We start from the raw sequence: 25,706 nt of genomic DNA, 5'->3' as shown, positions 1-25,706 counted from the left end.
AAAAACGCTCATCATGGATGAGCGTTTTTTTATGGCTGAATAGCAATTATTGATAACCTATTATTTATTAATAACGCTTTGATTACGACCTTGTTGTTTAGCAAGATATAGTGCTTTATCTGCACCGGATAACCAGGTAGAGCTATTGTCTATTTCTGAATCTAAATCATTAATCCCTATACTTATAGTGACTTTTATCAGGCGATTTTCGAATGCTATTTCAGATTCTTCAATGCGTTTTCGTAACCGTTCGGTAAAGTTCAGTGCATCTTCTGCTGTGGTTTTAGATAACACCACGCCAAACTCTTCACCACCATAACGGCCGGCACAGTCGGTTTCACGTAATGCTTGTTTTAACAGATAAGCGATATGTTGGATAACTTTATCGCCAGCAGGGTGACCATACTTGTCGTTAATTAGTTTGAAATTATCAATATCAATCATGACTAAAGATGCCGCATCACCGTAACGTGAATAGCGATCAAACTCTTTTTCCATACAATCTTGCCAGTGGCGACGGTTATGTAGCTGGGTTAAGCCATCGGTTTGGCTTAATTGCTCCAGTTGCTCATTGGCCGATTTTAATTGCAGTTTATTTACCGCTATATCGGTTACATCATAGACAATAATACTGATGTGGGTGATTTGCCCTGTTAATGAAGCTAATGGCAGTAAGGTAATGTTCTGAAACATAAAATCTGCTCGTCCCGTTACTGGCCGATAGTTTTTAAACTTAAATACGTATGGACGTTGTTCCCAACTAATAAAAGTGCGATTTTTTAATACAAATACCGACTCCATTTTTTTCTTCAGCCAATCAGCCTGTAAATCTGGAAACTGTTCGAACAGATTTTTACCCTTAATGGAGTTCGGTGATACGCCGCTGTGGTTTTCCATAAAACCATTCCAAAGCTGGATATTATAGTCGCGATCGAGCACAACTAAGCCTACCTCAATGGTTTGCACCATATCGATTAGCCAGTGAAGCTCATTCATCGCACTTTGGTCATTTGACATAAAGAGTATCCAACATTAATCGAGTAAGTAGCCAAGCTTATAGTTAAGCGTAGGAATAGAGTCTTCAGTAAACAGCAGCAAAAGATCACATTGAATATTGTAATCTTCGATTCGATAGTTGATTTCCATCGCTAGAGTTCGTTGCCATTTGTCTGAGTTGTCGTGAATGAGTTCATTGACGCTGCAATGTCTGCCAAGTACAACCGGATGTGCCTGACTGAATTTCATGTCAAGTTGTTCAGATATACCATTTAGAAATGCTCCGATGAGCACGTTACCGGTATCCATCATCACTTCTATTTCTGTGGTGATGTCTTCTGGATTATCTAAGCCCATCAATTTGGCCATGTCTTCAAAGCTAGAGTCATGGAACAGCAATAACGCTTCACCAGCGATTCCTGCACCAATAAATCCTTGGCACAGCCCTGAGACAGTTGAGTTTCGCTCGGTGGCTTTTAAGGCCATGGTTAATTCACTAACTTCTAGCACGTTCACATTTGGGATTGGTAATAATACAAATACATCTAGAAGTTTAGCGAGTAAGTCTGCGGCTCTACCCATAGCGACGTTAGCGATTTCTTGGCATGCGTCACGCATATCAACTTTCATCATTGGAGTGTCGTCAGCTTTATTACCCTGAGTAAGGGTTAAAATTCCGTACTCTTGCAAAATATGGCTGATAGCTTCTGCACTAACGGGTTTTTGAATAAAGTCCAGAGCACCTAAAGCTTTGACTCGCTCATGGGCCTTAATTTGAATATCACCTGACACCACAATAATCAACGCGGGTAAATCTTGCTGTTGTACCGCTTGGAGTACTTCATAACCATCCATGACCGGCATGTTGAGATCGAGAAAGACAATCTCACCTTTACCTGCGCGAATGACCTCAAGCCCTTCGGCACCATTGGTGGCGTAGCTAATTTCAACGTCCCAGTCTTTGGGGAGAGTTCTTGCCATTTGTTTTCTGGCGAGTGCAGAGTCGTCGCATATTAATATTGGAATGGTCATTGTTGCTGGTCTTCCTTATTTCGCCTTTAAGAAAAAAACACCCATTAATGCAACCGCGAGTGGTATGAGGCGGATAGTTATAATTATAAGACTATTTACAGCGATTTTTTGTTCGTTAGCTCATTATACGTATTTGCTTACAATATTGATAACTTAGTTTTAACATTTAATTAAGTTGGTAACATTTGTATAGCTGTTACCACAATGTCATCAATGTCATATCAATCTGGCGTTATATTTCGTGTAGAAGCATGAAGATTGGATGGTTATGCCTAAATTAATACTGTATCAGGCTAACACTCAATGGAATATTGTTCAAAATAAAGCGTGGCAACATTTTGACCAATGCTGCTTATTTGTCATGTTATTACTATTCGGCAGATAGTCCAGATATGTTAGTCTAAAAACTGGACTGACCAGTAATAGGGTGCTTTATGGAAAAAGAGTTAATTAAGTTCAGGGTTGAGCATGGTATTGCCCATGTTTGCCTAAACAGACCCAGTAAAATAAATGCGCTTAATGTTGAGATGTTTACCGCGATAGATGCGCTTATTAAGCAGATCAGAGTTGATAAACAGATTAATGCGGTGATTTTATCCGGCGCCGAAGGCAATTTCTGTTCAGGCTTAGATGTGAAGAGTGTGGCGAGTTCACCCACCAGTGCCTTGAAGCTATTATTTAAGTGGTTGCCAGGTAATGCAAACTTAGCTCAGCAGGTGTCTTTGGGCTGGCAGCGTTTACCGATTCCTGTTATTGCGGTGTTAGACGGCTGTTGTTATGGCGGTGGCACCCAAATAGCTTTAGGGGCTGATATTCGTATTGCCACGCCACATTGTAAGTTGTCGATAATGGAAGCAAAGTGGGGGCTTGTGCCAGATATGGCTGGTTTGGTGGCATTAAGACAAATTATGCCGAAAGACAAAGCGTTGATGTTGACCTATACCGCGGATATTTTAACTGCTGAGCAAGCGCTTGAGCTAGGTTTGGTGACTCATATAAGTGATAACGCTTATGAGTATGCTACGGCATTAGCTCAAAAAATTATGCGTACTTCGCCCGATGCCAATGCCGCCATTAAACGCAGTATCAATCAAAGTTGGAGTGCCTCTGTACGCAGTTTATTAGCCAGGGAATCGTTGAGCCAAATTCGATTGTTATTGGGGAAAAACCGGGTGATTGCTGCGATTAGACAAACTAAAAATCCACATAAGGCCTATCGCGTTCGTCAGTCTTGGTGGTAAGTAAATCGATTAGCATTAATGTATCAATGCAATAACTATCTACCGATAACGGTTCGGGAAAATCCTTCAATTTGGTTCAGGGCTTCTTCCCAGCCACTAGCATTGCTTAAATCTAAACTCATCTGATATTGGCGATAGTATCGAGCCGGTTTAACTTGATTGTAATTAAGTCGAGTAGGGGCTTGTTCAATCGAATTAGGGTGTGCATCAGCCGATTGAATATCGAGTATTGGAATCGACATAGTCACTAATTGCTCGGCAATTGATTTACGCTGACTTTGCGGATCGATTAAATATTCGTACTCGCGATAAGGGTTGATGATGACCAGTACATCTGGCGTAGGAATTTTTTTTTCATAGAGCAAATTGATGATCATGCCAGCGCTGTCATCAAGCACAATCATAATCTTTCCGCCTGGGAATAAACTGGTGGTTGCGGGTAATTGATTTAGGGCTTCATTTAGATTGGTTTGTTGAAAATTTCTCAGTTCAAGTAACTGAGATGATTCATATTTAGGAATGCTTTTGTCACTACTTAATTGTAATTGTTCTGTGCCTGCTTTAGTAATTTCTTCAGGTTTAGTGGCATAGTTTGGTCGATATAAGCCTTTTGCTGGTGTGAGGCTAATACTCGCCCAGCCTAGGCTATTAATATTAGTCCGCAGATAGCTGGCTAAACCCGCGGCATCTGCATCTGTGTCTGACGCGGCCACAATCACCGCAGAGCCAAAGTGTTTTTTACTCTGCCAAGACCGGACCAGAATCTCACTTTGTTTACCGTCAATAGTGATAAATTTTATTTCATCAGCAGATAGGTAAGCATAAGGTTGCTGCGCTTTTACGCTCGCCATGGCCATTAATAAGCTTACTGTTACGATTAATAACAGACTTAGTCGTCCTAATTGCACCATAACCTCTCAGTAAAAAACACTTAATATGATTAGCTTAATGTATAACGATGAGTAAAAACAATGCCCTGATAAACAGGGCATTTTTTACACGACATTATTGCTACAACGAGTTAAGCGTTATACGTGGCTAACAAGCACCATACGTATCGCATCAAGCTGTAATTGACTGTTGTCCATGTAACCCGTTAATTCGACCATTTGATTACGAATATATTCTAGTTCGTCTTCACGAATGTTCGGATTCACTGCTTTTAAGGCTTCTAGTCTTTCTAATTCGCCAGTGAGTTGCTGAGTCATTTTAGCGCGGCCATCGACCACTAACTGTGCTAGCGATTGCTTGGCAAACTCTTCACCTTTTGCCAATAAAGGGTGCAAAATAGGCTGCGATGCATTAACAAGCTTACTGGCAATATGACGGTTAACCGCACTAAGTTGCTTATCAAAGCTGGCATAATCCACTTTGTCTGCCATGTTTAAGCCATTTTTATCCAGCAACACTCTAATAGGAGTGGGTGGTAAATAACGGTACAGCTGACTCGCCTTTGGCGCCGAAGCATCGGCCATGTAAATCAATTCTAAAAACAGGGTACCTGCAGGTAACGCCTTATTTTTTAGAATGGCCACACTGGTGGTGCCGGTATCTGAGCCGGTGATTAAATCTAAGCCAGTTTGCACTAAAGGGTGCTCTTGCGAAATAAAGGCAATGTCATCACGTGCCAACGCCGTGGTGCGATCGAAGGTGACTGTGATGCCATCTTCATGCAGTCCAGGATACGTTGGGAACATCATGTGTTCACTAGGGCGCAAGATAATCGAGTTTTCACCACGATCTTCTTGATCAACACCAATAATGTCCCATAAACGGATCACTGAACCGATTAGATGGGTATCATTATCACTGTCTGACAAGCGTTTAATTAACGCATTAGCACGCTCGCCGCCATGAGAGTTGATCTCTAGCAGTTTATCGCGGCCTTGCTCCATTGCTTGCTTAAGCTCTTTGTAGCGATGCTGAGTATGATTGAGTAATTGGGTCATTACCTCTTCATCATCGTCGCACAGCACGTTAATCAGCTCATCAGCAAATTCGTTAAATAACACATGTCCGCTCGGGCAAGTGAGTTCAAACGCATTTAATCCTTGATGATACCAACGCATTAACCTTTCTTGGGCGGTATCGCGCAGGTAAGGTAAATGAATTTGAATATCGTTTAGCTGACCAATACGATCTAAACGGCCAATCCGCTGCTCTAGTAAGTCAGGGTTAAGCGGCAAATCGAACAGTACTAGGTGGCTAGCAAATTGGAAATTGCGACCTTCAGAACCGATTTCAGAACAAATTAATGCCTGAGCACCGCCTTCTTCTTGAGCAAAATACGCCCCGGCTTTGTCACGTTCAATAATCGACATTTCTTCATGAAAAACCGTTGCCTGAATACCTTCGCGAGTACGTAATGCTTCTTCAAGACTTAAAGCCGTTTCAGCTTGGCTGGCAATAATCAGTACTTTTTTACTGCGGTGAGACTTTAAAAACTCAATTAACCAATCTACTCGAGGATCAAATTTCCACCAACTGGCACTGTCGCTTTCAAAAGCTTGATACAGTTTTTCAGGGCTCAATGCCTGAGCGGCTTTATCTTGTGGTTGTTTGGCGCTGCCCATCATGGCATTGACACGTTCCGCGGTAACGTATTGTGCTGGCATGTCTTGTGGGTAGGCATTAAACAAACGCTTAGGAAAGCCTTTCACTGAGGCGCGACTGTTACGATAAAGAACGCGGCCGGTACCATGACGATCGAGTAATTCTTGCAGTAATTCTTGACGTGCCGCTTGCTGTGATTCGGCATCAACATCCTTTGACTGGATCAAGCGGATACTTGGCTCGATGTCTTTTTCGCTCAGCAATTCGGTTAAGCTATTAATGGCGCTGTCGGGTAATTTACTGTCTTTACTTAATGCTTCAGCGGCTTGCGCGACATCTTTATAGCTTGATTCTTCTGCTAAAAAAGCATCGTAGTCATAAAAACGATCTGGATCGAGCAAACGTAAACGGGCAAAGTGGCTTTGATGACCCAGTTGATCAGGGGTCGCGGTAAGGAGCAATACGCCAGGAACGACTTCACTTAACGCTTCAACGATTTTATAGGCACGGCTTGGCGCATCTTCTGACCATTCTAGATGGTGAGCTTCATCGACAACCATTAAGTCCCAATCGGCATCGACAGCTTGTTCAAGACGTTTTTTCTTACGCAATAAATCAAGTGAACAAATAACCAATTGTTCGGTATAGAACGGATTATCATTGTCGGCATAAGCTTCAACACAACGATCTTCATCAAACACTGAAAAACGTAAATTAAAGCGACGTAACATTTCAACTAACCACTGGTGACGTAGCGTATCGGGTACGATAATTAAAATGCGTTCAGCACGACCTGTGAGTAACTGCTGATGAATAATTAAACCCGCTTCAATGGTTTTACCTAACCCTACTTCATCGGCCAATAATACTCGCGGCGCATAGCGACTACCGACTTCATGAGCAATCCATTGTTGATGAGCAATTAAGCCAACTCGTGGGCCTTGCTGACCGAGTAAGTCTGATGTGGCTAATTTGTGGCGTAATAACTGACATTGGTAACGTACACCAAAGCGTTCTAAGCGATCAATTTGGCCAGCAAATAAACGGTCTTGGGGCTTATTGAAACGAATATTGTGGTTCAGCATCGTCTCACGAAGACTGACCTTTTCTTTGGTTTCGCTGTGGATCCCGTGATAAATCACCAATTGATTTTTTTCTTCAAGCTCTTCAATGGTGATACTCCAACCTTCACCGCTTTCGACAGTGTCTCCGGGGTTAAAAATAACCCGGGTTAAGGGAGCTTCACTGCGAGAAAACATCCGGTTTTCTCCAGTGGCAGGAAATAGCAGCGTAACCATGCGGCCTTCAACTTGAACGACTGTTCCTAATCCGAGTTCTGACTCGGTATCACTTATCCAGCGTTGACCTAAGGCAAACGGCATCTTCTACTCTCATTTATTGCGTGAAACAAAAAAGGGGGCGTATGTTAAACCAAACCCATCCAGATTGAAATTCTAGCATTGATTTATCGTGTAGATGTTCATTTTCACACCATCTTGACATGTTAGCGTCACATTGACGTCATAGTGTGAAACAAAGGCGTTAATGATGACATTGAGTTTTTCTTCAGCCAGTGGCATATTTTATGAAGGCAGCATTGTTATGGCAATGGCCTGTTTTCAATAAAGACTTTAATTATCCCTTTAATGTTATACGTTTAGCTAAGTGATACTGATTCTATTCATTGAGAGCACTCTGGAGGCACCATGCAACAAGACGACAAAAAGTTGTTTGTACTGGATACCAACGTGTTACTGCATGAACCTTTAGCGATATATTCGTTTAAAGAACATGACGTAATTATTCCCATGACTGTGTTAGAAGAGCTCGACAGTATTAAGGACAGGAAGCGAGATGTGAGTCGTGATGCTCGGGTTGCCATACGAGCATTAGAAGATATTTTGGGGGGACCCACTACTCCGGAGCAAATTTTAAAAGGCGTTCCATTACCTACACGCGAGGAGCATGCTGAGGTATCAGGGCATTTGTCGATTTTTCCTGATCATCAAATAGAATTTATTATCGGCTCACTCCCGGGCGATAATAACGATAACCGCATTATTAATACCGCGCTGCATCTACAAAAACTTCATTTTCCCCGCACCGTAGTGCTCGTTACCAAAGACATTAACATGCGCTTAAAGGCCAAAGGCGCGGGTATTGAGCGAGTAGAAGATTATCGTACTGATCAATTGATTGATGATGTGCGCTTTCTTGCTAAAGGCTTTTACCAGTTCCCAGGTGATTTTTGGCAAAATATCGATAAAGTCTCTACCGATCGCAAAGACCGCCATACGGTTCATCAAGTACCATTGGAGCATCTTGGTAATGAAAACTTTTATCTTAATCAGTATTTAATTGACGACAGTTCCGATTTTTGCGGCCGTGTTGCCAGTAAAACAGATCAATACCTAGAGATCATTGATCGTGGCCGCGATCGCTTATTGCATCATCAAGCTTGGGGGGTTAAACCGAAGAATATTTATCAAGGCATGGCACTTGATGCCTTGCTGGATCCTGACATCGAACTGATTATTCTTACGGGGCCCGCTGGCTGCGGTAAAACACTATTAGCCATGGCGGCTGCATTAGAGCTGGTGGTTGAGCGTAAACGTTACGACAAAATCATTGTAACTCGTAACACCCCCGAAATTGCTGAGTCGATAGGTTTTTTACCTGGCACCGAGGAAGAGAAGATGACTCCCTGGCTAGCTGCAATTACCGATACCTTAGAAGTGCTCCACAAAAATGATGTTAACCCTAGCGGCAGCGTGAACTACATAATGGAAAAGGCCAACATTCAATTTAAGTCGATTAACTTTATGCGTGGTCGCTCGATTCAAAACTCAGTGGTCATTTTAGATGAATGCCAAAACCTCACCGCATCACAAATTAAGACCATGATCACTCGAATGGGTGAGGGTACTAAGCTGATCTGCAGTGGTAATTTAGCCCAAATAGATTCGACTTACTTAACCGCAGTGACGTCAGGCTTAACCTACATAGTCGAGCGTTTTAAAGACTTTGAAGGCAGCGCTAATATTTATCTCAATGGTGTGGTTCGTTCACGATTAGCTGAATTTGCTGAGGAGCATCTGTAATCGGTTAACCAATAGAAAGCGTTATCTGCACCAAAGAAGCTGATATTCTCATACATACATAAGGTTACATTGGATAACCTTATGTATTATCACTCTTTTAAATAAGTCTTAAGGTTTGTGATGTTTACTGGCCGCAGGTTAGGCAAGTCCCTTGGGCTATTAATACATGTGCTTGAGCTTATGTTCCTGATATCATAATCAATAGTTTTATATTACCGAATTTTTTGGTGTTATTCGTTCGACAGCGGGTCTTTTTTTACGCTGTATCAAGGGTGGTTAATGAAACCGACTGAGCCAGATTTACAACTAAAATCTCCTATTCAACGTAATTATAACCGAGCGGTGTTCTACACTTATATCGGGGTAATTGTGATGGCGTTACTGACGGCAGGCATTATGTTTGAACGTCAAAAAGAGCAGCAAATTCAACAGCGAGAAGGGCAGGTTGCCCGTCATGTTATGCAAATCGACTTATTGCTCGAGTCGAGTATTCGCGCTGTGAAAAGTTTACGTGATGTGGCTGTTGATCATCTACGCTTAGGTGAGTTTGTGCGTAAACAACGCTTACCAGAATATGAAAAGTTTAACGAAGATGGCCAGTATTTTACCTTAGAACCCAATTACGCTAACAGCGGCTTGCCATTTACTAACATGGGCAGGATTACTGGTGCGGGCTCACTAGAAGGACGTAGTGAGAGCTTCTACCAAGAGTTGGAAATGCTGTTTGAGCTATCATTATCTTTCCCCGTTGCCAAAGAAGCAGCCCCTAAAGCCTCATCAATTTATTATATTTCTAAACGTCGAATGATGTCATTTTACCCATGGGAAAGTAATGACTTACGCTTTAGAGATGAATTACTCAATAAGAAACAGTTTCAATTATCGACCCCGTCAATGAACCCGCAACGCAGCGTATTTTGGAGTGAGGCCTACATTGACTCAGCCCACCAAGGCTTAATTACTACGCTAGGTTTACCGGTATATTTAGACGATGAGTTTATTGGTTCAATTAATTTAGACATGACCTTGTCGTCGTTAGATAAGCAAATTCGTACTTACTTTAAAATGCCTGGTACGGTGATTTTGCTTGATCAGCAAAACAATATTTTATCTCACAGTGACTTTGATTCTAATGAGATGAATAAGGTTTATCATATTAGCCAGCGCATTCCGGCAGAGTTACATTCGTTGTCTGAATCTGAGTTATTTGATGCCCACGAAGGCATTTTACGTAACGGCTATTATATTCACAGCGTTGCACTGCATAACGCCCCATGGCGCTTGCTGTATTTGCAAGATGAAGATGATTTATTTAAAGATTCGTGGGACAAGCTGCAACTGAGCTTTTTGTTAGTGGTGCTGGCCCTGTCGCTGCTGGTTACTATTGTGCATTGGCAAACGCGTCGTGCATTCGTTAGCCCAGCTTCACGCTTGCTAACACATTTGGAAGCGTGTTCTCAAACACCAATCAGACCGCCGGAAAAAATGACTCATGGCTGGGAGCCGTGGTTTGCATTGGTGAGCCGTATTTTTGAAGAAAACCGCCAATATACTCATCATTTAGCCGAACAAAATAAACGCCTAGATAACTTAGTGGCGCGCCGAACTCAGCGTTTACGTGAAACGACTGAGCGCCGTGAACGTGAATTTGCACTACTGCGGTCATTAATCGACTCAATCCCTGAAGCGATTGTGTTTAAAGACAAAGAAGGTAAATATTTAGGCTGTAACAAATCAGCAGAAAGAATGCTGGGTTACCGCGAAAATGAGATTATTGGCTTAACCTCATCAGAAGTGGTTAGCCCTGAGCAGGGCCAGCGCATTGGTGAGGAAGATAACAAAGTATTGACCCAACAGCATTCATTACGTTACCAAGAGCGGGTGAATATTGAAGGTAAACCAGTATTACTCGATACCTTTAAACTGCCATTTTATAATCGCCGTGGCGACCTATTAGGTTTGATTTCCGTTTGGCGTGATATTACTCGTGAATACGAGGCTGCTGAACAATTGCGGATGTCTGAGCAACGTTATCATCTTGCTATGGATGCGGTAGAAGATGGATTATGGGATTGGTACATTGATTCGGAACAGATTATTTGTAATCCGGCCTTCTATTCGATGTTAGGTTATCAAGCCCATGAATTTCCGCCATTACTCGAATCAATCGATGAATTGTATCATCCTGACGATCGTGACCGGGTGCAGGAATATCGCTCTCAGTATGTGCGTGATCCGGTTGGTACTTATGAAATTGAGTTCAGAATGCGCGGTAAAAATGGCCAGTATTACTGGGTGTTATCCCGAGGTCGCGCAGTCGAATTTTCTGAGGACGGTTGCAGTAAGCGGATGCTCGGTACTCATAAAGACATTACCCGTCAGAAGAGTAACGAAGTGGCCTTGCTTGAAGCCAAACAAGATGCTGAATTGGCCAATATGTATAAGAGTGAGTTTTTGGCTAACATGAGTCATGAAATTCGCACGCCAATGAACGCGATTATTGGCATGCTGCAGTTGGCGCAACGGACTAATTTAACCCCGCAACAGCAAGATTACCTTCATAAAGCTGGTTTCTCAGCGCAGTCGTTACTGCGTATTATCAACGATATTCTAGATTTTTCTAAAATCGAAGCCGGTAAATTAGAGTTAGAAAGAGTCGCTTTCCCGCTGGATAAAGTGCTTGATCATGTTATTGATATTAATGCCATGAAAGCGCAAGAAAAAGGCGTTGAATTACTGCTGTATGCGCCTGTCACCGCAGGACTTATCCTGTACGGCGATCCGCTACGTTTAGGCCAAGTCATCGTTAATTTATTGTCTAATGCGGTTAAATTTACCCAAACGGGTGAAGTTGAGCTGGGTTGTGAAGATGTGGGTGAGCGTGACGATCGCATTACCATGAAGTTTTGGGTACGCGATACCGGTATTGGGATCAGTAAAGATCAACAAGCAATGCTGTTTGATGCCTTTTCACAAGCCGATGGTTCAACCACACGTAAATATGGTGGTACTGGTTTAGGTTTATCGATCAGTAAACATTTAGTGTCGATGATGGGCGGCACCATGCAAGTTGAGTCCGAGCTAGGATCGGGCAGTACCTTCAGTTTTACCATTAGCTTTGAAATTGCCGAAGAACAAGTCGTCGAGCCATTAGTGGTGCCAGAACAATTAAATAATCTCACTACACTGGTGGTTGATGACAATCCAAGTGCATTACAGATTTACTCTACATTAATGACAGATTTCAGCTTTGGAGTGAATACCGCCGATAGCGGCCAAAAGGCTCTGGAGATTTTACGTAAAAAGCCGGTCGATTTATTGTTGCTAGATTGGATGATGCCAGAAATGAACGGTTGTGACGTGATTAAAGCCGTTGATCAAATGATTGAAGACGGCAGCTTAGAAAAACGTCCGATTATTATTTTAATGACAGCTTATGCCGCAGAACCATTAGACCATGAATTACAAAAAGATTCTGTTTATGCCGTATTACAAAAACCGTTCAAAGCTTCGGCCTTGTTTGATGAAATTATTAATGCTTTTGCCAAAGAGCCAAAGCTTAATGCTATGCCGGTTATTATTGAAGCCGAACCTACTAAAGCATCCGGTTTAGTGCTATTGGTTGAAGATAACTTTATTAATCAACAAGTGGCATCTGAATTACTCAAAAGTGCCGGTTATGAAGTGGTGATTGCCGATAATGGCCAAGTGGCGTTAGATGTGATCGATTCTAAGCCGTTTGATGCCGTGTTAATGGACATTCAAATGCCAATAATGGATGGATTAACCGCTACCGCAGAATTACGCAAACGTTTTAGTAAAGAACAAATGCCGATTATTGCCATGACTGCCCATGCAATGTCCGGTGATAAAGAGAAAAGTTTAGCCGCAGGCATGAATGCCCATATCACTAAGCCAATTGTGCTTACTGAATTATTTGAAACCTTATCGCATTGGATTACATATAAACACAATCATCAAGACGAGTAGTCTTTTGACGATAGGACATTACCGACAAGGAGATTAATTATGGTCCGCCGTAGTATTTCATTGGCACTGTTGCTGGCGATTACGCCAGCAACATTATTTTCTACAGCCGCAATAGCGGCTAGCGACTCAGCCCAAACAATAATCAATAATGCTGAGGCTGCAACAGGCTTTATCAATCTATTTTACGATGCTAAATCCGCTGAGTTATACCTACAAGCAGATAAACTCAATCAACCCTTTTTATTGCTGACCAGCTTACCTCATGGTGTGGGTTCAAATGATATTGGTTTAGATCGTGGCCAATTAGGCCAAACCCGCATGGTGCAATTTGAACAGCACGGCCCTTTCATTATTTTAAAGCAGCTTAATCCTAATTTTCGTGCTTCTAGTGATAATGTCGCTGAACGCCAAGCGGTTACACAAGCCTTTGCTGAGTCGATTTTATGGCGCGGTAAAGTTGTGGCAGGTAAAACGGCAATCGTTGCAATTAATGACCTAGTGATTAATGATTTGCATGGTGTAACTGATGTGTTGGCGGCAACCAATCAAGGCACCTATAGCTTAGACAGCAGCCGTTCCGTCATTTTACCGCAAGGGATTAAATCGTTTGCACGAAATGCAGATGTTGATGTTAATTTAACCTTTACGGCTAGCAAAGCGGGTAAGCAAGTTGAGCAAGTCACTCCAGACGGTAAAATGCTGTCTGTACGGGTGCGTTATTCATTTGTACAACTGCCAGAGGCCGGTTATCAAGCCCGCAATTATCATCCTATGAGCGGTTATTTGTCTGATCAATATGCCGATTATTCTACTGCGGTTGATCAACCGCTGATACAACGTCATTTATTACGCCACCGATTACAGAAGGTCACGCCTGGGGATGCGCCTAGCAAAGTGGTTAAGCCCATTGTGTATTACCTTGATCCCGGTGTACCAGAGCCGATCCGCAGCGCCTTACTTGAAGGCGCCCGCTGGTGGGAAACGGCCTTTACTGACGCTGGCTTTATCGATGGTTTTAAGGTGGAATTACTGCCCGAAGGTGCTGACCCTCAAGATGTGCGTTATAACATGATCCAATGGGTACATCGCGCCACCCGAGGCTGGTCATATGGCGCAGCGGTTACCGATCCGCGAACGGGTGAAATTATTAAAGGTAATGTCACCTTAGGCAGTTTGAGAGTTCGCCAAGATCACCTCATCGCTAGGGGACTGATTGCTGGATGGCCAGATCGTAAAGCCGCCGCCGACGCGGCAATGGCATTATCACTTGCTCGTATTCGTCAGTTAGCCGCGCATGAGATGGGCCATACTTTAGGACTGGATCATAACTTTGCCGCATCAACAAATGATGATGCCTCGGTGATGGATTATCCGCATCCATATGCCAGTATTCAAAACGATAAAATCGATATCGCCACCCCATATCGTGAAGGTATTGGTGAGTGGGATAAATACACCATAGCGTATGGTTATGGTGATATAAAACAAACGGATGCATTGTTAACATCGACCTTGACTAAAGGTTTTCGTTATATTGGTGAAGCAGATTCTCGCAGTGTTAGCGCCAGTAATGCATATGCCAGTTTATGGGATCGCGGTAACGATGCTGTTGCTGAGTTAGTGCGTTTAGAAACCGTGCGCCGTAAAGCGATTGACGATTTTAATTCAGATGCATTATTAGCCGATGAGCCCCATGGCGAATTAGCCGATGTGTTTGTGCCTATCTACTTGCTGACTCGTTATCAAATCGACGCCGCAGCAAAGTGGATCGGCGGAACAGATTACAGTTATCAACAAGTCGGCGCTGGTGTACGTTGGAATTATATTCGCCCTGAAATGCAATTTGCTGCACTCGATACCTTGTTGACGAGTTTGCAAACCAAGAGTTTATTAGTGCCGAATAATGTATTGCAAGCTTTGGTACCTAAAGCGGGAAACTATGCTAAAACCCGTGAAAGTTTTGGATCAAACTTAGGTGTGATTACCGATCCTGCTGCGATGGCTGAAGTCATGAGCCGTCATGTTGTGACTCAACTATTAGCGCCAGAGCGTTTAAATCGAGTCAGTCAGGCCTATATGGGCGATAGTCAGCAGCTGTCGGTGGTTAAATTAATTGATAAACTTGTTGGCGCAACCTTGTACCAAGATTTACCTAGTGGACAAGGCTTAGCAGAGCAAATGCGGGTGAACACTGTGGTGATTGATGGCCTATTAGCGACGTATCATAATCCTAAAACAGCCCCTGAAGTGAAAGCCCAGTTGGCGGCAAGAGTTGATTATATTATCAAGCAGCTTAAACGGCGCAGTAATCGTGGTAGCGATTATCAATCAGCACATTATGATTGGTTATTTCAAGGGATAACCAAAGGGATGGATGACTCAAGTTATCGACTCATTACTAAGCCTGTGGACATGCCACCTGGCTCGCCGATTTAACATAGCCCATTATTTTTGACGACAAATATTTTTAAATGCTAATAATTTTGACGGCTAATAAAACGCGACCCTATCGGGTCGCGTTTTAGCTTGTGGCAGCTTAAAAACATACTTGTTATGTGGTTAAAAATATTAAAGTGGATGCCGGCATATAGTTTCATCACTCATTATGCGCAACTTGATGATCAATCTCTTTAGGGTTTTTAGGATAGAAGTTATCTGCTTTACGATCGATATGGCTAAATTGACGGGTATTTTTGTAGGGCAGTTTCATGAAGCCTGAAATCCCATGACCTTGAATTTTATTGGCATGAGCGATAATACGATCTAAACAGGCCCGAAACGAAGCTTGTTTACGTGGATTTAATAACCGTAAATAGCTATGAATTTTTAAGTGGTTTGGTAGCGCTTCAAAAATAATACAACCTGTGTGATGTATTTGGTTTAACCAGCCAAGTTCTGTCATGATTTCAGCTGGTAGTTCTAAGTTTTCTTCTGGATCTTTACCGTCTTCAAAGTATGAATGCAGCCGAGATTTGTCTTCTAAAGTGGGCACATCACCGACTTCAAAAGGCATTTGCAGTTCACCGGTTATTTTATATTGGTGCTCAGTGCTTTTCCGCTCAAGATGTAAGGTATCTTTAGCATTGAAGAAACAAGCTTTAAATACTCCGATTCGTTTAATTCCCCGCGCCATAGTGACCATGTTATTCACCGCTAATATTAACGGTGCTTTGCTGTCGGGATCGTAAATGGCTAAATTGGAGTCAATAAACACCCCTGATTCTTGCCAATGGATCACGAGACCACCGACAATCGGATACTGTGCTAAACGGCCTACTGCAGCAATAAAGCCTTTTTCGGTATCAGCCATACCGGCCATAAAGTTACGATAATATTTATCCAGTTGCACATCATCCATTTTAGCAATGGGATCTTGAGTATTGTGCTCTTTTAAAAATGATTTTCGTGAACTATAACTCACGGTTTCAACCGTTTTTGAGCGCGGTTGAGCCCACACTGGAATGTCGGGTGTTAACGGCGGAGTCGATAATATCGGTAAATACATTCTATGGCTGTGACGCAAACTTTTGAGGAAATAATCACCAGCAAGATTGCGCCGTTCTACATCGTCACTGAGCATTGCATCGAGTGTTTTTGCCAGTTCTATGGGCAATCCTATGCTGGTGGCTGGAATGACTTTGGTGCCGAAACGACTGATTTGGCCTGAGGCGAGTGCATACAGGGTTGCAGCTGCGCCTTGCTCGTCAAATCTTGGTGTTGATAATGCGCCACTCAGTTGCTCGTCACCAATAAAGTAAACATCTCCCATGCGAGCATTGGTATGTTGCTGATCGCTGGATAATAAAGACATAACATTGTCATCAACCGCGCGGTTGTGTTCATCTCGCTGAGCAAATACCGCAGACCCCCAATCGATTAATGATAGCTTGTCGGTTTCAATATCATAAACTAAGTTCGATGGCTTAATATCGCCGTGTACTAGAGGCTTGCCTTTGCGCAGATAATATAAAATATTAGCCAATTGCCTGGCAATACTCACCACCATTACTGGAGGCAAGGCACCTAATCGCTGACAAATTTTGTCTAAATCTTCGCCTTGAGCCCGCTCCATGACTAATATTCCCTGCTTACCAACGCGTTCAAATTTAATTGCTCCAGGCACGTTAGGATGATGCACTTGGCTGAGCATATAGGCTTCTTCTTCCAGCCTATCTTGAACACTTTGGGGTAAATTTACTCTTGAGAATTTAAACACATGCGACTGGTTAAACTCATTGACTCCTGCAAACACAAAACCATAAGCGCCTTTACCAATAAATTCAATTTGTTGATATCCCAGCTTGCTGAGCTGTTGCTTACACAGACGAACCCATGCTTTATGCTTACGGGCGTCATTAGCGCTTAGCAGGTAGATAGACTGCTCTTCGTTAATATAAAAGTGCTGCAGTTGCGGTGTTTGCAAAGATTAGCCTCCATTGACTGTTAACTCATTAAACCTTGATTAACCTTACGACGGCAAGTGCTGTTATTTAAAACATGCGATATCCATTGATATATCATAAAGTCTATTTAACCTTTTTAGCTGCAAATCACTCAAAGAGCCTATATCAGTCGCTATTTTTAACTGATTAACAGCGGCTTCCTATCTAAAAAAATCCGATATGTAAACCTTGACCTATATCAAATCAAAATGAATCAACACTGGGTATTATGGTTGAAGCAGTTAATGAATGTTTTTTGTGAGAGGTTATATGCATAATATAAATAAAGCTGAATTAATTCAGTTGTTTAATTTTCCTCGGCAGCGAATTTTACAGTCTATGGAAGTGACCCATTGTCCTCATGCGGTATTTTTTAATCAAAGTGATGAGCAATGCATAACATGTCATCAGGGTGAAGAATGTGTGTGGATTAATCATAATGATGAAATGGTCGCACTTGAGTTGAAGTCAATCGACGAATTAAAGCAGCAATTATTAATCGCAGTTGATTACATCGATTCTAATTTAAGCCCACACCATATGTCGCGAAGAAAGTGCCAATGTGAAAACTGTCGTTGGTTAAGGCAAGTACAAATGACTCTAGACGGCAAAGCCTAGGTCGCATATTGCTAAATCAGTAACGGCAGTTGCATCCCTTTTTTTTAGTCTTTAAAGTAGCCTGCACAACACTAGCAACTTGACTGAAGAATAGCATTATGGAACCCAGCTTTTGGCATGAAAAATGGCAATTACAACAAATCGGTTTTCATCTAAACCAAGTGAACCCATTTTTAGTAAAATATTGGCCGCATTTGGGCTTACCTGAAAATAGTGAGGTGTTTGTTCCTTTATGTGGTAAATCGTTAGATATGTTTTATTTGGCCGAACAGCGTCATACGGTGTTAGGCTGTGAATTAAGCTTAGTCGCGGTAAAAGATTTTTTTACTGATAACGATATAGTGTATCAAGAGTCTCGTATTAATGATCACGCGGTATTCTCTGCCGAGCAAGTGACCTTATATCAAGGTGATATTTTTACTCTACCTTCCCAGTTAACATCATCGATTAGCGGCTTTTATGATCGCGCGGCACTGATTGCTTGGCCTGAAGAAATGCGCCAACAGTATGTTCATACACTAGCTGCACTAGTGCCTGCTGATGTTAGTGGTTTACTCATTACCCTTGATTACCCACAAGAAACCCTAAAAGGACCACCGTTTGCTGTGAGTCCAACCTGGATTGAAACCTACTTAACAGCTTATTTTACGGTCGAGTTACTTGAGTGTGCTGACGTGTTGGCCGATAACTCTAGGTTTGTTTATAAACAGGTTCCTTGGCTTAATGAAGCTGTGTATAAATTGACTCGAAAATCATAACAATGCCCCCAAAAACCTACCGATATACTCTGTAGGTTTTTTAGGCTCAATAGTTTGTTAAGCCATTGCAGTGGAGAGCATAAGGGTTATGCTTTCAGCGTTATCGGTGGACACAAATCGATTTCAGCGTCGGCATAAATTGCCGCTAAATTTGCCAGCTCACGGACCGAGTCTAGCTGCACAGGTAGAGTAAAAGCATAACTAAGGCCAAACCAAGGGTTAATAGCAACAGGCTAAGTCAGCTATTTTCTGTAGGCTACCACATGAATAATCAAAGGATCCGCAATGAATTTCAGTGATAAACCTGACCGCAGATGGTCAAAAGCCCATAAATGGGAAAAATACAAAGGTACAGATATATTGCCTATGTGGATTGCTGATACTGAGTTTCGCTGTGCTGAACCTATTTTATCTGCCTTACATCAGCGCATTGATGATGGTCTGTTCGGTTATACCTCACCGGCTCACGATACAGATGCCTGTGAGGCCGTTGTGGCGTGGTGTCAACGTCAATATAACTGGAAGATTGATCCCAGTTGGCTAGTGTGGACTCCGGGTATAGTGCCGGCGTTTAATGTGGCTATTAAAGCATATTGCCAAACAGGGGATACGGTTATCGTACAAACACCCAATTATCCTCCTATATTAGCTGCAGCGGGTATTAATCATCTCAACCGAACCTGTATAGGTTCGATAAAAGTGGCAGGGCGCTGGACACTCGATTTTAATGCCTTAGAAGCGGCGGCCGCGGATCCCAAAGCCAGCTTATTTATTATGTGTAATCCAATGAATCCGCTTGGAACAGTCTTAAACCAAGCAGAACTCGACACAATTGCAGCAATATGCACAAAGCATGGCGTCATGCTGTGTTCGGATGAAATACACTGTGATTTAATTTTAGATGACGTGCCACATTTACCTGCCAGTGCGCACCCAGAGTTGGCTGAGCATTCAGTGACATTGATGGCCGCGAGTAAAACCTTCAATATTGCGGGATTAGGTACGTCTTTTGCTATTATTCCCAACGCAAAATTAAGAGCAGCCTTTAACCATGCCGCCCGTGGAATTATGCCATCGGTCACTGTGACAGGCCTTACTGCCACCAATGCAGCCTTCAGACATTGTGATGAGTGGCATCAACAACAAGTGGCTTATTTAACAGAAAATCGCGATTATTTAGTCACTGAAATTAACAAAATCGACGGTTTAAAAGCTATCGTACCCGCGGCAACTTTTTTACTCTGGGTTGATGCCAGCGGGTTGCAAGTTACCGATACGCAAGCCTGGTGTGAAGCCAAAGGTGTCGGCCCATCAGCGGGCAGAGACTTTGGTGATAAAGACTGTTTTCGCTTGAATTTCGGCTGTTCACGAGATTATTTAGTCGAAGCCATTAAAAAACTGCAGGGCAGAGACGTTTAACCGCCGGCAAAACTTTTGTTTTTTTACGGGTAATATCAATATAAAGTAAAAAAATTGACCCTTCATCCAGTAGTTACTCGTATAAATGTAGAATAAGAATTAAGGGAACGTGTTCCACGATGACATTACCTATACAAAACGCTCAAGAAATGGCTAAACGATCGACAAAGTTTGTTGACTCTGGAGCATTGCGCAGAACCCCTAAACTCAACAGTGGCACCGTGGATGATAAGCGCCAAGAAATAGCGCTTTACTTCACCAACACCTTTGATACCTATACGCAACTGTTTGATTGTTTGCGCGATGATGCCGGTTTTTATCAAAAACCTATCCCCTTGCGCCACCCGCTTATTTTCTATCTTGGGCATACGGCCACTTTTTTCATCAACAAGCTACTATTGGCAAAACTGATACCCGATAGGATTAATCCTCATATGGAATCAATTTTTGCGGTGGGTGTTGATGAAATGAGCTGGGATGATCTGTCTGAAGACAGTTATGACTGGCCCAGTGTTGCTGCGGTAAAAGACTATCGCGCTAAAGTACGTGCCACAGTATTAACATTAATTGATACCTTGGACCTGGTGCTACCCATTGATTGGGACAACACCTGGTGGCCTATCGTCATGGGTATTGAGCATGAGCGTATTCACCTTGAGACGTCGTCGGTACTCATTCGTCAACATGAATTGGCCAAAGTCCAGCCATTACCTCAATGGCAAGCTTGCAAAGATACTGGCCAAGCTCCAAAAAACAAACTTATCAGCGTTGCCGCTGGCTCAGTAAATCTTGGCAAATCACTTGATAGTGCCTTCTATGGCTGGGACAACGAATATGGCCAACATCAGGCAGAGGTCGCTGAATTTAAAGCCAGCCAATATTTAGTCAGTAATCAGGAGTTTCTCGAGTTTGTTGAGGACGGTGGATATGAGCAAAATCGTTTCTGGAGCGATGAAGGCCTGGCTTGGCGGCAATTTACTGAGGCGAAACACCCAGCATTTTGGCGTTGGCATAATGGCTGGTATTTGCGCTTGATGACGGAAGAAGTTGATATGGCTTGGGACTGGCCTGCTGAAGTTAACTACCATGAAGCGAAAGCGTTTTGTGAATGGAAAACAGTAGTAACCGGGCAACAAATTCGCATGCCAACTGAAGACGAATGGTATCGCTTGTGCACACAAGCGGGCGTCGAAGAGTTGGGGAATAGTGCTGCCAATGCTAACTTGCATCTTGACCATTTTGCCTCATGCTGCCCGGTAACGCGCTATCAACATGGTAATTGGTTTGATGTGGTGGGCAATGTATGGCAATGGACCGAAACGCCGATTTACCCGTTCGATAACTTTAAAGTACACCCATTGTATGACGATTTCACCACGCCGACTTTTGATGGCAAACACAACCTGATCAAAGGTGGTTCATGGATTTCAAGTGGTAATGAAGCACGCCTTAGTGCACGTTATGCATTTAGGCGTCACTTTTTGCAGCATGCAGGATTTCGCTATATTGCCTCTGAAGTGGAGGCAACGTCTCATAAGGCTTACTACGAAAGTGACCAGTTGCTGTCAGAATATGCAGAGTTTCACTTTGGTGACACCTGGTATGGCGTAGATAATTTCCCTAAAGCCTTAGCTGATATTGCACTTGAGGCAATGAAGGGTAAACCCACTGTTAAAGCCCTTGATCTAGGCTGTGCCTGTGGCCGAGCAAGTTTTGAGTTGGCGCGTGAGTTCGATGAAGTAGACGGTATTGATTTTTCTGCCAACTTTACTCGCCTAGCGGCTAAAATGGCACAGCAAGGCGCAGTGCGTTATGCCCGAGCGGAAGAAGGCGAATTAGTGAGCTATCATACTCGAACCCTGCAAGAACTAGGGTTGGAAGCTTATGCAAACCGTGTCGCATTTCATCAAGGTGATGCCTGTAACCTCAAACCCCAATTCACTGCTTATGATTTAGTGCTAGCAGCTAATTTGATTGATAGGCTCTACCAGCCAAGCCGTTTTTTGGCGGATATGGCACAGCGCATCAATGATGGCGGTTTGCTTATTATTGCATCGCCTTACACTTGGCTGGAAGAACATACACCCAAGGCAGAATGGATAGGGGGTTTCAAAAAAGATGGTGAAAACTACAGCACGTTAGATGGCTTGAAAGATCAACTATCAAGCCACTTTAAGTTGATCGGTGAGCCGCGCAAAGTGCCGTTTGTGATCCGTGAAACTCAGCACAAGTTTCAGCATACCTTGTCTGAACTTACGGTTTGGGAGCGCTTGCCTCGCTGATAAGCGCCTCAATTTCCTCAGCAATCAATTTGTGGTCTACCAGTTGTTCAAACCAGCTGGTGGCCACAATATCGCTTTGCAATCCAAGCAAGGTACCCAGCACTATGCCGCGATGTACGTTGTCGCCGCCTAAGTTAGTATTCACTCGCAGTGCTTGCCAAGGATCATGTTGGTATTTACAGGCCAGATACAAGACCACAGGCCAAGAATCTGAAATATAACATGCCCTTGAAAATACTTGGCCGACTACCTGATTGTCGGGCACATTACGTTTTAACAGACCGGCTAAATGAGTACTCGTTAAGCCTTTACTTGCTTCAAGTAAAAGTGCTTTAGCGCTGGCCTCATCCGGCCCTTCCATCAGAGCACACAAGAGTTGTACGTAGCTATCACACACCTGCATTAAGGATTCATCAGGATGGGTTAAGGCCAGATGCGCTCGGCAGGTAATCTTTATTTCGGCTTCGCTTATGCCCTTAAGTCGTTCTGAAAACACCAAAGGCGCTATGGTTACCAATGCACCAATGGATGCAGTGTCGTGAGTTATGATGCCACAATTTTCAGGCTTGCGTCCCTGTGCCAAGTTAGCAAAAAATCCTCTATGGTAGGACTCTGCATAAGTATCGGGATGAGCGGCGGGAGTCATGGTCATAAAGTCAATGTAGGCATTAACAAATGCTTGTCGGTCGTAGCGTTGTGGCGTACTCGCCAGAGTGCGCATCAGTACGCGAGCGCAATGGGCGTTAAGGGTATTTTCTCCCGCCTGCATGCCTTGATGATAATGCACATTCGGTCTGTCCCAAAACTGCGCCTTATCTTTTAAAATAATATCGCCTATTACTTGCGGCGGCTGATCGTGAGCTGCATGTCCCTTAGACGACCGATCATTGGATTGTCGCCCTCCTTTGTGTTTTGAGTGCAATGACATAATAGATGAAGGGTGAAACTCAGGTGCAGCTTCAAAGCGCTGAATACCACCCGTAAAAGCACGCTCGATTTCCATTGGTTGATAATACCAATGCACTGGCATGGCTAAAGCATCAGCAATAAAGCTTGTTTTAAGTGCCCAGGTAACGCGAAGTGGCTGAGAAGGGTTGTGATTCATGGTAATGCCTCTTTCACATGGTATAAAAGCACTCGCATCTAGATTAGATACAGCAACAATGGATTATTTTTACGACGTGAATATTGATTAAAAACGTCTGTGTTTATATTTGATACGTGATTTATACAAAACTAGACGTTTTTTAAGGCAATAGGTTAAATTTATTTCGTAAGCATAATCTTCACCCCGACAAGTACAACCGCTTTTTGAGTGTGTGGAAGATATAGATGACGTAACAGATTATGTACAGCAATCTATGATGATATATCTGTTGATTTGGCTTTTGCATCGGGGCTAAACCATTGCGGCTAAAAGATGAAAGGTTTATTTTTGATATCCTGCTTGTTTATAGTTTACCCAATTATCTGTACTGATATACTCAGCTTTATCTCAATTGTTACCATAATGTGTGCCAATGTCTGTAATCACTCCCAACTTACCCCGTAGCCCTAGTTTTTTGCAGTCTCTTATCTGTTTTAGCGTGATTATCATCACCATTGCAGGTGGGCTTTTTGGTCTAGGGATCAGCCTGCATACATTGATGTTCCTGTGTCTGTTGTGGATAGGCCTCAACGCTTTTAGTCTTGGTTACGGCTATATACATATACGTGAGTTGATGACTAACGCCCTCACCAGAGCCATGCCTGCCATCTATATATTTATATTGATCGGCATGGTGATTGCCAGTTTTATGCACAGTGGAACCATCGCCACGCTGATTTATTATGGCCTTAGCTGGCTGAGTCCGAGTTTGTTTCTGGCTGTCGGTTTATTACTGTGCGCCCTGATGTCGCTAGCAACTGGAACATCTTGGGGTACCGTCGGCACCTTAGGCGTGGTTTTTATTGGCATCGGTTCTGCCATGAATATTCCCCTGCCTTTGGTTGCAGGTATGATTGTCTGCGGTGCCACCTTCGGCGATAAAATGTCGCCGATTTCAGATACCACAAACCTTGCCGCTATGAGTGCTGGCACCGATCTTTATCGACACATTTACGCCATGCTGTTCACCACAACGCCGACCTTTATCCTCACTTTCTTAATATTTTTAGTGATCGGATTGAACTATGGCGAGCAAAATATAGACTTGGCAGAGGTCACTTCAATTCAAACAGCACTTGCTAACAATTACAGCCTTACGCCGCTGATCACCTTATTACCCCTGATTTTACTCGCGGTACTGAGCATTAAAAAAGTGCCCGCTGAAGTGACTATGTCATGCAGTATTATACTTGCTGTGTTAATTGCGATTTTTTATCAGCAACAAAGTGCTATCTCTGTGCTAAATGCGCTGTGGGAAAATACGCCCGAATCAACCGGTATTGCCAGTTTAGATGCTTTGCTTGGTCGCGGTGGCATTAGCAGCATGAGCTGGACCTTACTGCTGGCGTTAATGGCTATCGCGCTAGGCGGAATTTTGCATGGCGCGGGATTTCTCAGCGCACTATTGGCCGGTATTATAAAAAGAGTGCAGCGCACCGCTACCCTTATTGCGACGACAATTATGTCCGGCTTCTTAGGTAACATTGCTATGGGCGAAGCCTATATTTCGATTATTCTAAGTTGCCAACTGTTTAAGCCCAAATATGAGCAACAAAATGTAGAGGCAGCCATTCTTTCGCGCTCAGTAGAAGAAGGGGCCACTATGACTACAGGCCTTATTCCGTGGACCACGGCCGGTGCCTTTTATACTGCCACGCTAGGGGTAAACGTACTTGACTACGCACCCTATGCTTTTTTCAACTACCTTAATGCCATCATAGCAGTGGCAATGGCCGCCTTTGGCATTGGTCTTCTCAAACCAAAAACCAAACCTGCGCTGACGTAAAGGAGATTAATCTTATATCAGTGAGTAGGGCTTTTAGGGTTAATACTGTAAATCTGGTCAATGCTTGAGTTGAATCGACCGCTGGGGTGTTTAACATGTATTGTAGAGAATATGGATTATTCCTCTTAAGCGTCACAGTGGCCTTTTTAATATAAAAGGCCTATTTTACGTTTGAAATATACAGGCTAAATAGTCAAACTCAGTTAACGTTAAGGGTGAGTTGTCTTACCTCTCTAGTGGTTCGCCCACTGTTTTAATGATGTTCACATACCCAATAAAATGACGTTAATCCATAACCGAAAAGTTAAATATTAGCGTTCAATAAGCTTAATTAGCGTCAC

Annotated in this window: 15 protein-coding genes; 9 read left to right on the top strand and 6 right to left on the bottom strand. The window is 43.0% G+C overall.

The genetic code is table 11. The annotated features are described in order from the left end of the window. Positions 1–60: 60 nt before the first annotated feature. Both H5185_RS06175 and H5185_RS06170 read right to left on the bottom strand, forming a co-directional pair. Positions 61–1,017, bottom strand: coding sequence for a sensor domain-containing diguanylate cyclase (locus H5185_RS06175; RefSeq protein WP_182741615.1), 957 nt, complete (start codon positions 1,015–1,017; stop codon positions 61–63). A 15-nt stretch (positions 1,018–1,032) separates the two neighbouring features. Continuing rightward, entirely contained in the window at positions 1,033–2,028 is a 996-nt protein-coding gene (locus H5185_RS06170) for a response regulator (RefSeq protein ID WP_124015119.1), read from the bottom strand. A 434-nt stretch (positions 2,029–2,462) separates the two neighbouring features. Here H5185_RS06170 and H5185_RS06165 point away from each other — a divergent pair, with 434 nt between their 5' ends. Further along, positions 2,463–3,269: a crotonase/enoyl-CoA hydratase family protein gene (locus H5185_RS06165; RefSeq protein WP_182741614.1), complete on the top strand. Its 807-nt coding sequence runs from the start codon at positions 2,463–2,465 to the stop codon at positions 3,267–3,269. Positions 3,270–3,304: 35 nt separating this feature from the next. Here the strand turns inward: H5185_RS06165 and H5185_RS06160 are convergent, their stop codons facing one another. Together H5185_RS06160 and rapA are read right to left on the bottom strand one after the other, a co-directional pair. Beyond that, the gene (locus H5185_RS06160) at positions 3,305–4,180 is read right to left on the bottom strand and encodes a DUF3530 family protein (RefSeq protein WP_182741613.1); all 876 of its coding nucleotides are present in this window, start codon (positions 4,178–4,180) and stop codon (positions 3,305–3,307) included. A 117-nt stretch (positions 4,181–4,297) separates the two neighbouring features. Further along, positions 4,298–7,204 carry an RNA polymerase-associated protein RapA gene (gene rapA, locus H5185_RS06155; protein ID WP_182741612.1) on the bottom strand — a complete coding sequence of 969 codons (2,907 nt, stop codon included), beginning with the start codon at positions 7,202–7,204 and terminating at the stop codon, positions 4,298–4,300. 324 nt (positions 7,205–7,528) lie between these two features. On the opposite strand from rapA, the gene H5185_RS06150 reads away from it, so the two are divergent. The 3 genes from H5185_RS06150 to H5185_RS06140 all read left to right on the top strand — a co-directional run bounded on the left by H5185_RS06150 (position 7,529) and on the right by H5185_RS06140 (position 15,349). Then, the gene (locus H5185_RS06150) at positions 7,529–8,923 is read left to right on the top strand and encodes a PhoH family protein (protein WP_182741611.1); all 1,395 of its coding nucleotides are present in this window, start codon (positions 7,529–7,531) and stop codon (positions 8,921–8,923) included. 279 nt (positions 8,924–9,202) lie between these two features. After that, positions 9,203–12,913, top strand: a complete 3,711-nt coding sequence (locus H5185_RS06145; protein ID WP_182741610.1) for a response regulator — start codon at positions 9,203–9,205, stop codon at positions 12,911–12,913. A 39-nt stretch (positions 12,914–12,952) separates the two neighbouring features. Continuing rightward, on the top strand, positions 12,953–15,349 hold the full coding sequence (locus tag H5185_RS06140) for a zinc-dependent metalloprotease (protein WP_182741609.1): 2,397 nt from the start codon (positions 12,953–12,955) through the stop codon (positions 15,347–15,349). Between the two features lie 160 nt (positions 15,350–15,509). Here H5185_RS06140 and H5185_RS06135 read toward each other — a convergent pair whose 3' ends face one another. Continuing rightward, entirely contained in the window at positions 15,510–17,336 is a 1,827-nt protein-coding gene (locus H5185_RS06135) for a protein kinase domain-containing protein (RefSeq protein ID WP_182741608.1), read from the bottom strand. A 289-nt stretch (positions 17,337–17,625) separates the two neighbouring features. Here H5185_RS06135 and H5185_RS06130 point away from each other — a divergent pair, with 289 nt between their 5' ends. The 4 genes from H5185_RS06130 (at position 17,626) to ovoA (ending at position 22,432) form a co-directional block, all read left to right on the top strand. Next, positions 17,626–17,973 carry a hypothetical protein gene (locus H5185_RS06130; RefSeq protein ID WP_124015111.1) on the top strand — a complete coding sequence of 116 codons (348 nt, stop codon included), beginning with the start codon at positions 17,626–17,628 and terminating at the stop codon, positions 17,971–17,973. 98 nt (positions 17,974–18,071) lie between these two features. Continuing rightward, a complete protein-coding gene (locus H5185_RS06125) occupies positions 18,072–18,731 on the top strand; it encodes a thiopurine S-methyltransferase (RefSeq protein ID WP_182741607.1) in 660 nt (219 codons plus the stop codon). A gap of 285 nt (positions 18,732–19,016) precedes the next feature. Continuing rightward, complete coding sequence (locus H5185_RS06120; protein ID WP_182741606.1) at positions 19,017–20,150, top strand: MalY/PatB family protein; 1,134 nt, start codon at positions 19,017–19,019, stop codon at positions 20,148–20,150. Between the two features lie 119 nt (positions 20,151–20,269). Further along, complete coding sequence (ovoA, locus tag H5185_RS06115) at positions 20,270–22,432, top strand: 5-histidylcysteine sulfoxide synthase (protein WP_182741605.1); 2,163 nt, start codon at positions 20,270–20,272, stop codon at positions 22,430–22,432. Here the strand turns inward: ovoA and H5185_RS06110 are convergent. Beyond that, positions 22,404–23,537, bottom strand: coding sequence for an ADP-ribosylglycohydrolase family protein (locus H5185_RS06110; RefSeq protein WP_182741604.1), 1,134 nt, complete (start codon positions 23,535–23,537; stop codon positions 22,404–22,406). The genes ovoA and H5185_RS06110 overlap by 29 nt on opposite strands. Before the next feature lie 415 nt (positions 23,538–23,952). On the opposite strand from H5185_RS06110, the gene nhaC reads away from it, so the two are divergent. Further along, positions 23,953–25,365: a Na+/H+ antiporter NhaC gene (nhaC, locus tag H5185_RS06105; RefSeq protein WP_182741603.1), complete on the top strand. Its 1,413-nt coding sequence runs from the start codon at positions 23,953–23,955 to the stop codon at positions 25,363–25,365. Positions 25,366–25,706: the final 341 nt, after the last annotated feature.

The sequence above is a fragment of the Shewanella sp. SG44-6 genome, assembly GCF_014164185.1.
Classification (GTDB): Bacteria; Pseudomonadota; Gammaproteobacteria; order Enterobacterales; family Shewanellaceae; genus Shewanella; species Shewanella vesiculosa.
The sequence above is the reverse complement of the archived record's forward strand: the minus strand, read 5'-3'. Positions and strand labels throughout refer to the sequence as shown.